This is a genomic window from Halalkaliarchaeum sp. AArc-GB (genome assembly GCF_031432225.1).
Classification (GTDB): Archaea; Halobacteriota; Halobacteria; order Halobacteriales; family Haloferacaceae; genus Halalkaliarchaeum.
In genome coordinates this window covers 23,210-37,011 of sequence record NZ_JAVKGM010000024.1, presented here as the reverse complement: position 1 = coordinate 37,011, position 13,802 = coordinate 23,210, and the positions used below count along the sequence as shown (strand labels likewise).

General features: G+C 54.2%; 9 protein-coding genes. 3 read left to right on the top strand and 6 right to left on the bottom strand.

The window, feature by feature from the left end:
* Positions 1-112: 112 nt before the first annotated feature.
* A complete protein-coding gene (locus RH858_RS16095) occupies positions 113-1,285 on the top strand; it encodes an IS701 family transposase (protein ID WP_310562422.1) in 1,173 nt (390 codons plus the stop codon).
* Between the two features lie 59 nt (positions 1,286-1,344).
* Here the strand turns inward: RH858_RS16095 and RH858_RS16090 are convergent, their stop codons facing one another.
* Entirely contained in the window at positions 1,345-2,703 is a 1,359-nt protein-coding gene (locus RH858_RS16090) for a hypothetical protein (RefSeq protein ID WP_310562421.1), read from the bottom strand.
* A 320-nt stretch (positions 2,704-3,023) separates the two neighbouring features.
* On the opposite strand from RH858_RS16090, the gene RH858_RS16085 reads away from it, so the two are divergent.
* Positions 3,024-4,004, top strand: a complete 981-nt coding sequence (locus RH858_RS16085; RefSeq protein ID WP_310562420.1) for a glycosyltransferase family 2 protein — start codon at positions 3,024-3,026, stop codon at positions 4,002-4,004.
* Between the two features lie 177 nt (positions 4,005-4,181).
* On the opposite strand, the gene RH858_RS16080 is transcribed toward RH858_RS16085, so the two are convergent.
* The gene (locus tag RH858_RS16080) at positions 4,182-7,019 is read right to left on the bottom strand and encodes a hypothetical protein (RefSeq protein WP_310562419.1); all 2,838 of its coding nucleotides are present in this window, start codon (positions 7,017-7,019) and stop codon (positions 4,182-4,184) included.
* A 515-nt stretch (positions 7,020-7,534) separates the two neighbouring features.
* On the opposite strand from RH858_RS16080, the gene RH858_RS16075 reads away from it, so the two are divergent.
* Positions 7,535-8,698: a glycosyltransferase family 4 protein gene (locus RH858_RS16075; protein WP_259535320.1), complete on the top strand. Its 1,164-nt coding sequence runs from the start codon at positions 7,535-7,537 to the stop codon at positions 8,696-8,698.
* Positions 8,699-8,712: 14 nt separating this feature from the next.
* Here RH858_RS16075 and RH858_RS16070 read toward each other — a convergent pair whose 3' ends face one another.
* The 4 genes from RH858_RS16070 to RH858_RS16055 all read right to left on the bottom strand — a co-directional run bounded on the left by RH858_RS16070 (position 8,713) and on the right by RH858_RS16055 (position 13,629).
* Complete coding sequence (locus tag RH858_RS16070; RefSeq protein WP_310562418.1) at positions 8,713-9,831, bottom strand: glycosyl hydrolase; 1,119 nt, start codon at positions 9,829-9,831, stop codon at positions 8,713-8,715.
* A gap of 3 nt (positions 9,832-9,834) precedes the next feature.
* A complete protein-coding gene (locus tag RH858_RS16065; protein ID WP_310562417.1) occupies positions 9,835-11,427 on the bottom strand; it encodes a hypothetical protein in 1,593 nt (530 codons plus the stop codon).
* A gap of 356 nt (positions 11,428-11,783) precedes the next feature.
* Positions 11,784-12,446 carry a ParB N-terminal domain-containing protein gene (locus RH858_RS16060; protein ID WP_259535323.1) on the bottom strand — a complete coding sequence of 221 codons (663 nt, stop codon included), beginning with the start codon at positions 12,444-12,446 and terminating at the stop codon, positions 11,784-11,786.
* Positions 12,447-12,627: 181 nt separating this feature from the next.
* Entirely contained in the window at positions 12,628-13,629 is a 1,002-nt protein-coding gene (locus RH858_RS16055; protein WP_259535324.1) for a DUF1616 domain-containing protein, read from the bottom strand.
* Between the last annotated feature and the right edge of the window lie 173 nt (positions 13,630-13,802).

Below are 13,802 nucleotides of genomic sequence, written 5' to 3'. Positions count from 1 at the left end.
TTTTCAGGAGGGTGGACTCGTTCGGTTCGCTCTCCGAAGATCTCTTATGAGATTATCTACTTGACTTCGCACCTTATGCTGGTAGAGCGCGTAGAGAGTTCGTGAAGCGTTGATGCTCCCGATCACGTCGTTGCTGTCATGTACTGAACCGATTGACCAGTTTGAGTGTTTCTCAACGCGGCAGAAACACCATGCGAAAACGTACGTGACAGGTCTTGTTGCGGCCAGCAACAAGACCGTTCAAGGAATCTCGAACATCGTTCTTCCGGCCAAAAGCGAACGAGCCTTGAACAAATTCCTCACCGAGTATAACTGGGACGAAGATCAGCTTAACAAAGAACGCCTCGCGCTGCTCCAACAAGCAGATGACACCAGATGGACCAGTGAAGGTGTCGTCATCATCGACGACACCTTCACGCACAAAACGGGCAAGAAAATCCCTCACGCGGGGAAATACTACGACCACGGTATCCACAGCTACATCTGGGGACAGAACATCGTCTATGCACTCTACGCCGATGAGAAAACTACCTACCCACTCGGCTTTCGCCTCTACAAGAAAAACGACAGACGCCGTATTGAACTCGCTATCGAACTTGTTGACGAACTCATCGAGATAGGTGTCCCGGCGGACACCTATCTCTTCGACATGTTCTACAGTACCGAGGAGTTCGTAACTCATCTCGAAGGGTACGGGAAAGAGTGGGTTTCAGCCGTCAAAAGCGATACACGCGTCACCTATGGTGGTGATCGAATCCGTGTCGATGCGCTGGCCGAGCGCATCGACACTGTCCCACGTACAATCAACGGCGACACCTACCACATCTGGACACAGAAACGCGAAGTTGGCCGCCTTGGCGACGTGAAACTGCTAATCACCGAGAAAGAATCGAGTGACGAAGAGAAGGAACCGAGCGTGAAGTACATCGTCTCGAACAAGATCGATGCGCCAGCGAGCCATCTCATCGAGTTATACGCGCTGAGATGGCGAGTGGAGACGTTCTTCAGGGACACCAAGCAGGACCTTGGTTTTGGAGACTGCGAGCTCCGGCATGCCGCAGGTGCCAGTCGGCACTGGCACCTGCTGATGCTGGCCTACAGCCTCCTCAAGTTCGGTGCTGCATCAAGCGCCCTTGGAACGCTTCTGGGACACGCCAGTTCGCTCCGCACCGACATCAAGCGATCCTTCCGCGAAAGCGTCGAGAATCTTCTTTCTTGGGCACTCTCTAATCCGACCCGGAGCACTGACGAACTAATGCACCAGATCGACGGTATGTTCGTCTAACGTGCGAAGTCAAGTATCTAGCACGTAGATTATTTGGGATAATCAAATCGTATTCAGAGTTACTCTCCTTCTTTACCCGGAAGCGTGCAAGTTTCATTTGACGTAATTCCGTTCACACTACCCGTGGAATTCTCGAATATCACTTTTTCGCCGCTAACAGCAATGTTACAATCTTCCACCAACACATCATCACATCCTTCAACAAGCATTCCATCCATTTCTCCTTCGAGGGCATAAATACAAGAATTTGTTATATTACTATTGCTACGTCTCACACCAATATAAAATATCCAATCACCTTGCTGTGATCTGTTTTTATATGTCGTACAATGAACGTTATCGATATCGACTTCCCAGGGGCGATCCGGCAGTTGATTATCTTTGTTAGTAGAAACCCCGTTGATCCAGATATTAGGACAGATTGTGTCGTTGAATATGCGGCAGTCTTCGATGGTTATGCCGCCTGGATTTGATTGGTTTGATTCCGGTACTCGAATAATCCCCCACAAACTTCCGTCGTTATCGATCGTTTCCTGGAGGATATGTTTCCATTCGAAATCACAATTTCTGACAACCAATCCGGCGTTTCCAACACGAGAATCGGCGAAAACACCACCCATGGCGTGGTGTGGAGCTGTTCCTCCGGTATCATTCAATTCACGGTGATCGACAAGGAAATGGCAATTTTCGATTAGGCTCGTCTTTTCGGGATGATCGCCGCCATTGAACCGCAATCCGGAAATATCAGCATTCTTAATAAAGCAATTTTTCACGGTGACGACTCCATCGTTATTGGAAGATCGCATCGTGTTGTGACCGCACTGTTCGAGATGGGAATCTTCGAGGCGGAACTCCCCAATGTGATCCGGCTCATTCCGAATGAACGTATATCCGGGGGAAGTTCCGGTTGAACTCGAGTGACCGCCCTGGGCTGAACCGTATTTGCCTATTGTAATTCGCCGTGCCGTGGCGACACCATATAGTGTCTTTGCCTGCATACGGAGCAGTTGACCGGGAGAACTAGCTTGTCTAGGAATGAATCCAAGCCATTCCAAATCGACGCACCATAACTCATCATCTCCCTCATTCATAATAGAAACGGCTGTATCATGGTCATCAGTCAACTCAATTGAAAAGTTTTTAAAGAGAACCTCCGAGCCTCCCTGATTCCTCAAGAACCAGTATCCTGTACCACCCTCAGCCGCTTTGGGGAAGTGAAACGTGACGTTCTTTGGATCATCGCCCAAACCCGCCATCCCAAATCGATCTTTGTCACCATGTATGACTCCTTCTTTTTCAACGCGGTAGTCGCCGGGTGGGAACACGATGAGCGTCCCGGTTTCGTACGCTGCCGAGAGAGCGGACTCGATCGGTTCGCCCCCAGCGGGATCCATTCCGAGATCGTCGACTGCGTCCATGACCCGATCGAACTCGAAATTTGGGTCGTTCCTCTCGCTTTGGTGCTCTTCGCCGTTTGCTACTGGTCCTTGTGTGCTTCGAGCACCTCCACTCGGGGTCAACCGGTTGCTTTCCGAGTTGTTGTCGTTCGATCGTGCACCAGTACAGCCGCTAATACCACCGATTCCTGCCGAAAGAACTTGAAGGACCTTACGACGGCGCATATAGTCGACGTTCCTAATACTCTTGTTGGTTGCTCACTCGTATTGTTAGGTTCTATTTACCCGGGATATAGCGATCCTAACTAACTTTCCACTACGATAGTGTTCGATGCGAAACGATGACTAAAAACCGGGTGGGTGAGGAGAGTCCGCTGGTCAGTGTCGTCATCCCTACGTACGATCGTCCTGAGTACCTCAAGAGAGCGGTTCGAAGTGTGATCGAACAGACGTATCCGTCAATCGAACTTTTGGTAATTGACGACGGGTCTCCCACCCCCGCGGCGGAAACAGTGAACACAATCGACACGGACGGTATTTCGCAAGTAAATTGTATACGTCACGACGGCAATCGAGGAGCGAACGCGGCTCGAAATACCGGTATTCGGCGTGCTACTGGTCGGTTCATCGCTTTTCTGGACGACGATGATCAGTGGCTTCCAGGGAAGGTATCTCGTCAGGTCAGGCGATTCCAGGAGGGGCCAAGCGAATTGGGGGTGGTAACGGTCGGGAGTCGGATCGTCGACGAAAACGGCAACCAGATCGGTTCGGTGTGCCCGTCAATAGAGGGGGACGTTCTCGAAGCGTTATTTCGAGGAGAGGTAGTTGGAACCTTTTCGCTTCTCATGGTGCGGTCGAGAATTATTTCCAAGGCCGGACTTCCCGACGAACGACTTCCGAGTTGGCAGGATCGTGAATGGAATCTTCGACTAGCTCAACACTGCAAATTCTCCTCGATAGATGAAATACTCGTTGAACGGCAAGTCGGTGGAGACAGTCGAATTAGTGATGATTTTGAGGAGAAACGAGACATCTCATATCCACGTTTGCTTAACACACACCGACCAATCGCTTCCCAATTAGGTTACCTCACAGAACGAAGGTTCCTCGGCTCTTTGACACGAACGTTGGCGTTCTCTGGCCTCTCAAACGGTTACTATCGGGAGTCAATTAAGTACCTCTTGAGATCGCTCGCGTATTATCCGCTCGATCCCAAAACGTATTTTTATCTCTGTTTGGCCATTGGTGGACCGATCACCTTTGAACCAGCGCGGCGAGTAAAACAGAAACTCGTCGGTAGCGAATCTCGTGACCTTTCCTAATCACATTCCATTTTTCGGAGATTAGCTTCGGAACACCTCTTCAAATGTCCACTCTCCGACCGAAGTAGCATGTAACGCCAATTTTTCGAGCGTCGGTAAGAATGACAAGTGAAATGTTACTTCGAGTCTTTAAGACCCGATTTTCGGGTCCGTTGAGTCGGTGAGTTCAACGAGCGGCTACTGCTCGTCGAACTGTACGTCAGCAGTACCCTGAACGCGTAGCATTGTCAGATCACCGTTGAACCTGTAGCCGTCGACTCCATCGTTCACCGACCCAATGACCATCCCATCGCTTATCACGTCATCTGCTTCCACCGGTCCGAGATCCGGGGATTTGTAGAGGTTTCCTGTCACGGAGAATTGGTACGTGGTTTCGTCCTCGAGACCGTCCACGATCAACCAATTCGTGAGGAATGGGTCATCTTCGATACCCAATAGTTCGGGATCGACCTGATCGCCGTCCAAATACACTCCAGCGTCGCCGTCAAGACTGAAGTCGCTGATGTTTCCATCGAACTGGAACATGGCGGTTTCCGAAGTTACTGCGTCCTCTGCACTACTTCCGGAGATCGAATCCGCACAGGATATCTCGCAGGAAGGGTCCGCGACGAGTTCCCCGTCGACGGTGAAGTTGAAACTCGACGTTGAACCAGTTCCCATTATTTGGAGGGTGTGATCGAGGTCCTCGAACTCGTAATCGACGACCTCATCACGGGAGATTTCCTCGCCGTCGCGCTCGAATACCATGTCATCGTCGGCGGCGTAGCTGACGATGTAGCCGGCGTAGTCGAACGCGTCGGCCCCCGAGCGCATAGCGCCGGCGACGCGAGTATCTCCGTCATCGGTCGTTTCGATGGTGTTGACGGTGCCGTATCGGCTCAGTTCGGTGTTCTCGCGGGCATCGCCTTCGACGATGAACTCGTACTCACCACGGGTGTCAGAATCGAACCCATTAATGACGAAGGACGTCCATTCATCGGTTGTTTGATCGCCGTCATCGTCGGAGCTGTCATCGTCTCCATCCGAGGAGTCGTCTGAGTCGTCACCGTCTCCTTCTCCGTCATCATCCTCGTCGCCATCTTCTTCGTAATCGACGATTTCGTCGCGGGAGATCTCTTCGCCGTCGCGCTCGAATACCATGTCAGCGTCGGCGGCGTAGCTGACGATGTAGCCTGCATAATCGAACGCGTCGGTGCCCGAGCGCATAGCGCCGGCGACGCGAGTACGTCCGTCATCGGTCGTTTCGATGGTGTTGACGGTACCGTATTCACTCAGTTCGGTGTTTTCGCGGGCATCGCCTTCGACGATGAACTCGTACTCACCACGGGTGTCAGAATCGAACCCGTCAATAACGAAGGACGTCCATTCATCAGTTGTTTGATCGTCGTCATCGTCGGAGCTGTCATCGTCTCCCCCCGAGGAATCGTCCCCGTCTTCATCGTCGTCGGAGTCGTGCTGTGTTGGAAGTGGACAAGAGTCGTCATGACTGATGTTTCGAATGTTTCCGTCAGTGTTGGTCAATTCGACCGCTTCGCCGGTTACGTTAATGTTTGAATCCTCGACGACCACACCATCGCTGTTCTCGAAGACGATCCCATCCATGGATCCGCCGGGAGAATAAATACATGAATTTTTCACTACGCTTTCGTCGCGGCCGTCTTGAATCAAAATATTCCAATCGTCCTGGGAAGTTTCGCCTTCATTCATAGTTATATTGACATCATCGAGAGTAACTTCCCAGGGTTGATTTGGTAGTTCTCCTTCATTGTTAGTAGAAATTTCATTGATCCAAATCGGAGGAACAATAGTATCATTGTATAGGCGGCAATTTTCAATCGTTATGCCGCCGGGATTCGAATGGCCCGAACTTGGTACTCGGATCATTCCCCACAAACTTCCGTCGTTATCGATTGTTTCCTGGAGGATATGTTTCCATTCGAAATCACAATTTCTGACAACCAATCCGGCGTTTCCAACACGAGAATCGGGGAAAACACCACCCATGGCGTGGTGCGGAGCTGTTCCTCCGGTATCATTCAATTCACGGTGATCGACAAGGAAATGGCAATTTTCGATCAAACTCGTCTTCTCGGGATGATCGCCGCCATTGAACCGCAATCCGGAAATATCAGCATTCTTAATAAAGCAATTTTTCACCGTGACCACTCCATCGTTATTGGAAGATCGCATCGTGTTGTGACCGCACTGTTCGAGATGGGAATCTTCGAGGCGGAACTCGCCAACGTGACCCGTCTCATTCCTGATGTATGAGTGTCCGGGAGAAGTGCCAGTCGAACTCGAGTGACCGCCCAAAGCACTCCCGTGCTTGCCCATCGTTATTCGCCGAGCGGTTGCGACACCATCGACATCATTTGCCTGAATCCAGAGCAGCGCACCGGGAGTACTCTCTTGGCGGGAGTAGAACCCGAGCCACTCCAGATCGACTGCCCAAATGTCATCATCTCCCCGCGTAGAGATTGCTGCTATCGTATCCTCATCTGGGCCGCAGTCGATGGAAAAATTCTCGAAAATGACTCCAGATCCGCCATGGTTGATGATGAAAAACTCGTTTTCATCGAAGTCCGGGAAGAAAAATCTGACATCTGTGTGATCGTCACCCAAACCGCGCATCCCAACCCGATCTGAATCATCAACCACAACTCTTGTATCACTTACATAGTAATCTCCCTCGGGGAATTCGATGAGGGTACCGGTTTCCCACGCTGCCGAGAGAGCGGAGTCGATCGGTTCGCTCCCGGTGGGATCCATTCCGAGGTCGTCGACTGCGTTCACCACGCGATCGAACGGGATCCCGTACCGTTCCTCTGCGGCCGAACCTAATCCCGAAGAGGCGAGAACTGCGCCCGTCGCTGCCGCACTCAATTTCACGTAGTCGCGTCTGTTGAGTAAACTGCCCGCACTCGCGTCTGCGTCGATATTTTCTGCGTCCGGTTCCTCGTCGTCGGTAGCCCCGTCGCTATCGGGGCCACGCTTGCGTGCCAGCTTGCGTGCCATGCATTCAGTAGTCAAGGCTTAACCGATATAAATGTTCTGTTAATGATATGTTTCCGACTTCGTGAATGTCAATTTGAGATACCTGAAAGAGGAAGGAACGTAACCCGAATATCATTAAATAAAACCCGTACTCCGCCGGTAATGGGAGAGATCATATAAGTATTATATATTAATTAACGCGGGCATTATCGGTTCGGATCCGATTCGGTGTCCGTCTGGCCGAACTGGTGTCCTGTCCGATATTGTTCAGCTCACTAACACATGGGCGATATATCGTCAGGCAGGACGGTCATCGATATTGCATGATAGCGCCCTTCTGTCGTTGTTTAAGCTACCAATAACAGCCCGCCGCGTAGATTTCTGGTCCAGAATGGCTCATTCGTCCCCGGGATGAAACCACACTAGTTGTGCTACTGACTCACGGCCGGAACTGTTCGAAGCGTATTCTCTGGTCACTTCCAAAACTATCGGTAGGATCAACGTAACAAAACCAACTCGTCCGATGGATTTAGACGATGGCGTCGGCCGAAGGTGGATATCGGACTGATCCGTGGCAAAACGAGGAAGTCGGCAGTCGGGCTCCAGGAGACGAACCCGCACCAGACGGAGAATCACTCGATCGAGTGTTGTTCGTCTACGGCCCGACGAATGTCGAAAAGATCGATCGCCACGTGAAACCACTGGCTGTCGTCGTCGAGACGACGCTCGTCTGTACCGCACCAAACCCGGACGTCACCGGCGTTCGTCAACTGTCGCCTCCATCGACAGGAATACGGATCGTCGATTTGCTCTTGATGTCACTGCTTGTTGTCCTCGAAAGCGTCCGGGGCGACTACGACGCGGTCTGTTCAATCTCCCTTATTCCGCACGGCTGTCTCGGACTGTTTGCCGCCCGATTGATGGGTGTACCGGCCCATCTCGGCATTATCGGCTGTGACATCGATGTCCACGCCCATGCGTGGTATCGGCGACCGGTTCACGTTCTCATCCGACAGTTCGACGTTGTAACGGTCCCCGGCCCGACACACAGACGCCGGCTGCACGATCTGATCGGCCTTCCGTCCCACAAAACCGCGATTCTCGCGAACCCGATCGACGTCGAAAAGCTTCCCGCGACGGGCCGGGAGACGGACGCTCGGTACGACCTGCTCTGGGTCGGGCGGTTCACCGAGGAAAAGCGACCGCTCTTGTTCGTCGACGTAGTTGCGGCCCTCAGGGACCGTGACCCGTCAGTTCGGGCCGTCATGCTCGGGGACGGTCCAATGCTATCAGCCGTAAAACGACGGATAGCTGCGCGCAATCTCCAGGATACTCTCCACACTCCAGGATGGGTCGACGATCCGATTCCGTGGTACGCTGACGCCGACCTGTTCGTCTTGACGTCGAAACGCGACGCACTCCCGCTGACGCTGGTCGAGGCGATGGCGAGCGGTACCGTCCCCGTCGCACCGCCGGTCGGTAACGTTTCTGACCTCCTCGTGGACGACTGGAACGGCGTTCTCGTTGATCCGGCCACTGCTGACGAGTTCGCTACGGCGATCGAAGCACTGCTGGGCGCCCCCGGCCGGCGGGACCGACTCGGACGGAATGCTCGCGGCGTGCGCGACCGGTTCTCCTCACGGGCTGCATCCGAAGACTGGCGGTACGTAACGAGTGTACTCGCACGCTCGTACTCCTGAGGAGCGTGTGGAGTTCACTTCGGGAGTTGATCGATCGGAATCCGTTCGATCGATCCGCTCGACCGCGACGTGTTGTACGGATTGAGAAAGAGGCCGCGTTCGTCGTCGGCTGCGAGATACACGTAGGCGCTGGCTTTCGGGACGACATTCCCCGGTATCCTGTCGCCGACGACCTGGCGTCGAGAATATCGCCGGAGTTCCTGCCAGTCTGTGAAGTCTGACGCTGACGAGGAAACGACGACGCCTGCCGACTCGCTCCCCCGAACCGACCGCTCGGGAGCTGTGCTGTCGGTACTCGGTTCCGCCGCGGTCGAGAAGGCAATCCACCTGTCTCCCCCGCGTTCTACCGAGGCGGAGTAGAACACTGACCCGTCGACCGTGTGGACTGTTCTGGGACGTTTTGAGATTGCCTCCGACGGGAGTGTTTCACGCTCGAGACGGAACACCCGGTTCTGGTCGGCGTACGAACAGTCCATCCCCCACAGGATCGCGTCCGGGGTGAACGCGAGTTCGACCGCACGCCACTGTTGGGAGCCCCCACCGATCGGTTCGAACCGCCCATCTCGAAGTCGACCGATCCAGCATTCGTCGTCCGTATCACCCGTCGTTATCCAGATCTCGTCGCTGTACGGATCCTTTTGAACACTATGAATGTGCCGAACGTCGGAAATCGGAATCCGTTGCCAGGTTTCACCGTCGTTGTCGGAGACGAGTACACCGGGCGATTGATCGGAAGTCAGGGGGTATTCGCCGACGTAAATCCTTTCGTCAGTAGCTTCGATCGCGGACGGTAACGCACCAAACGGTGGGGAGGATTCAGGGAGTGCCCGTTTGGGTTGCCATCGCTTTCCACCGTCGTGGGAAATCGAGAGCTGGCGTCCGGCCGTGGCGACGTACGACTTTCGAGAAACTCCCTGGACAGTGGCGACAGAAAAATCCCCGACGATTCGTTCGAGCAGCCCACGGGTGTAGTCGCTATCCAGTAGAAATTCCTTGAACTGTGATCGTCCACTGGTCAGGCCCGGGATCGTTCCCCGGCGCTGGAACGACCCGCCATCCGCTTCGCGCTCGACGAATAGTGTCCGGCCGACTGTTCCGTAGAGCCGCCCATCGACACAGCCCTGTAATCGCATCGGTTAGTCACCGGGCGCTTCACTCTGGAAGGTTTCGCCACTCACGTAGTAGAGAGTGAACTCTCCGTTCGTCTGGATTCGATGAACCCCTTCCATTCCCTCGAGGCCATCGATCGACGTTTCGCTGTATCGCAACTCCCTGTAGGCGATCACTTCACGGTCCCGGTCCGATTTCGCTATCGGGAGATAGAAGTCGGTGTCGCGGGCGAGTGCCGGGTTCGCGCGCAACTCCTCGTCTGTGATTGCCCCTTCGAGACCGGGCCGTTCACCGGCGACGAGCGCGTCGCTGTAACGATGTGGTGAACTTCGGACACCACTGAATCCCAGGGCCTCGTCGTGATGTTCGAATGCCGACGCGTATCCGTCGTATTCGTAATCGCTGACGTGATGGTTTTGCTGGTAGATGTACGGTGATGGGAACACTACGATCAGCGACACCAACAGCCCAATTGCCAGGAGCGAAATTCCGAGCGTTCGAACAGACGGTTTGGAGAACTGTTCGCCGAGAACGCTCGACATCCAGAAGAGACCGATCGCTCCAAACACCGTCGAAAGTACCAGTCCGAAGGAAACGTGCCGGAAGAACAGATGTGAGACGTCACCGAGGAAGTGGGCGATGAAAAACGGCGTGAGTATTGCAGTGGCGAACCCGACGTACAGTGTGATCGACCGGGTTTTCGAGTCGATAGTTCCCCATTTCAGAAACGAGGCGATCACGACCGCTATCGCGATCGTCGTGTAGATACTTCCGACGAAGAACAGTTTGAAAAACAGTTCTGGGATGCTTCCTCCGACAGCCGCTGCCGATTGGCCTTGTGTTTCGACAGTCCTTCCGACTTCCCCGGTTCCGTAATACATTTCTTGGATAGCGTCCACCACGTTTTCGCCGACAACTAACGCGGTCGGAAACTGCGAAATCCAGATGATCCACGCACCAACGAGTGCCACGAAAACCAGCGCGTTTGGACTGAGAACGCCAGTTGCATCGGACGACCGTAGCCAGACGTAGACGTACAAGACGTTTATCGCTCCAAGGAGTATCAGGAGGTTCAGCGTGATCTGGGGATGAAAGAACAACAATGCCACTCCGGAAAGGAAGAGCACGATAGCGTTGCTCGATATCCGAAACGGACCGATCCCGGTCGAAGTGGGCTCGTACAGCGATCTAATGATCAAAAAGAGGACCAGCGGAAAGAACAGCACACCGAGCGAGAAAGTATGGTACATCATGCCCCCGCTGACGTTCGTGATCGGGAGAAAGAGGAATCCTGAAAACGCGGCGATAACGGTCGATCGACGATCTCCCGTCAGCGCCCGTGCCGCGAGGGGAACGAACAGGAGAAAGAGTCCGGCTATCGTGACGATCATCAACAGTGCGGCCGCTTCATACGACAATGCGAACGTCTCGGCGAAAAACACCGAGATCGTGTGGGTCCCCGGATAAAAGAACTCGAGAAACGACAGTCGCTCCGTCCCGAGATCCTGAACCCAGCCGAGATGCGTTAGTGAATCTGATTGCCCGTAAAAACGGTAGCCACGGAGTACTGGTAACGCGGCGATGACGAGGGTCGTAACTCCCCCGAGGAACAGCGCCAAACGACAGATCACGACGCGTGCAGTATAAACCGATATTACCGCTGCGGCGGCATAGGCGATAATCAGGCCGATCCATACAGCCGGCGGTGTCGACGCGTATAGCGACACCTCGTATCCATCGGCAGGCGAGAAGTGAGCGATCGTGATCCCGGACAGTAACCCGATAAAACCGACGAGTAACACAGACAATTCTACCCGAACCGTCGAGGTGTCCTGTCGATGACCGCCACTGCTTCCCCTGATATGCATTCGGCGAAATATGACGTACAAGCGTCTTTGTTATACTCGGTATATCGGGTGCCCGAATGACGTCGGAGACACGTCGATCACAATGAGCAAAAGAAATCGATCAGTACTCACTCCGTGTCCTCGAGCACGTCCTTCAAATCTGGATGGGTACGATGGCGGATTTCTACGCGGGCAGAACCCGAGCCGGACCCCCCGTGTATCTGTTCGCGTACCCGTTGCCACTCCCAGTGTCTTGCAAGTACGTTAACCGGTATCTCGTCGATGCCGACCAGCTTCGCGATGGCCAGTCGGTGAAACCCCTCTGTGAGATACAGTTCACCGTCCCGTCCGATAGCGACGAGCGGTTCGAGGGAATGCAAGTGACGAAACCGACTCTGTCTTCCCCCGACGTCCGGGGCATCGTGACCGGCCTCGTAATTTGGGCGGTATCCGTTTTCTTTTATGTCGGTGTATAACTCTTCGATGTAGCCCAGCCGTTTATCCTCGATGTCCGTCAAAAAGTTCTCGCGTGATTGATAGTATACTGTTTCTTCCCAATCGTATCCCTCCTCGAAGCGCTGTTTCAACCCTCGAAAATGTGACGTGGAACGGATCGGTTCGCAGTTGGCCTGTCGGTCCCATTCGCCCCCCTTGATAATTCCCAGCCCCCACCCCGTGTCGATAGCCGTGTTGAAGTACTCGATATCGCTCATATCCACGTGGAGCACTTTGTACGGGTGAGCAGGGGCATCGTACTGGTATTGTTGTTTTCGATATCGCAATTCGGTCATGTATTTGAAGACACGGTCCCCCTGTACAGTGTTCTTCAACTGTCGGGGGACGGCAGCGAATATTGATCGAGCCCCTTCATTCCGGTATTTTCTGATCGCCAGTCGAATCAACCTGGATGAGTTCATGGGGTGAGTACTCCGTCATTCAGTTGGCGAGATGGCCGGTGAACGACGACAGCTGTCATTCGCCGTTGGCGTCAGCGTCTGTAATCCAGACGTACGTACTCAGATAGGCAGATTCCATGTCTGGATCGGCAGGGGGTTGCTCTACGTACACGAGATACACGAGGCGGAGGGACTCGCCATCCAGCGTCGGATCGGCAGTGTGCGTCTCGAATGCCTGCTCACCGTCGTCCAGTTCGAGGTGGAATTGATCGACATCGGCCCGTTCCACGATCGTTCCGTCCGACAGTTGTTGCACCTGGACGACGACCGTGTAGTCGCTCCGCTCCCCCTCTTTGTTTTCGACGAACAGCGTGTATTCGACCTCCTCGGTGTCGTTGGCTGCGATCGAATAGCCGCTCGTACTGAAATCCTCGCCGCTCCCCGTGCCGACGACGACGTTCGTCGTCGACGTGCCTGACTGGGGCGCGACGAGACCGAACGCGAGGACGGCGACCGTGGCCACGACACAGGCGGCCACCAGTACGGTTAAAATCGCGGTCGATCGTGGCGTCCGAAAGAGGACGTTCTCGACGTCGGCACTCCATCGTCTAACCGGAACGTAGAACCGTCGATGTTCGGGGACAGCTCGCCGGCGGACAGTACCCACGACGAGGAAGATCAGACTGAAGGTGGAAAGCACAGGGATCAACCCGTCCGTGAGAGTTCCGTAGACGGCAGTCAATCCGAATCCAGCGACCGGGAGCAACGCGACACTGCATCCGATTGAGAGCGCGGCTCGCTCCGGCCCATCGACAGTAAGAGCCGTCTGGCTCTGATCTCTCGATTGCCCGGGGTTCGCTGGGGCTGCGGGAAACAATGACAGTAGTAGAACGTAGCCGGGAACGAACAGGATCATCGGCCCGAGGAGGATAAAACGACTCACTGTGCCGGTGAGCATCACGTCTGCAACTGGAGCGAACAGTACGTACGCGCCGACCGCGAGAGCGTCAAGGGGGAACGTGCTGCTATCGCCGTAGGTGGTCCCGAATACTTCCGAATTCGAATCCTCATCTATCATTGTACGGAATCCGATCGGCGTCTAGTCCCGGAGTCAGTCCTCTTCGACTCATCCGGCGTGTCATCCGGAGTCCGGCGAGTCCCCCACGCTTGTTGCCGACCAACCTGGTGGATCCCTGGCTGTCCAATCACGTAGTTCTCGATAACAACCCGCGTCGGCATTGTTATTGTCGG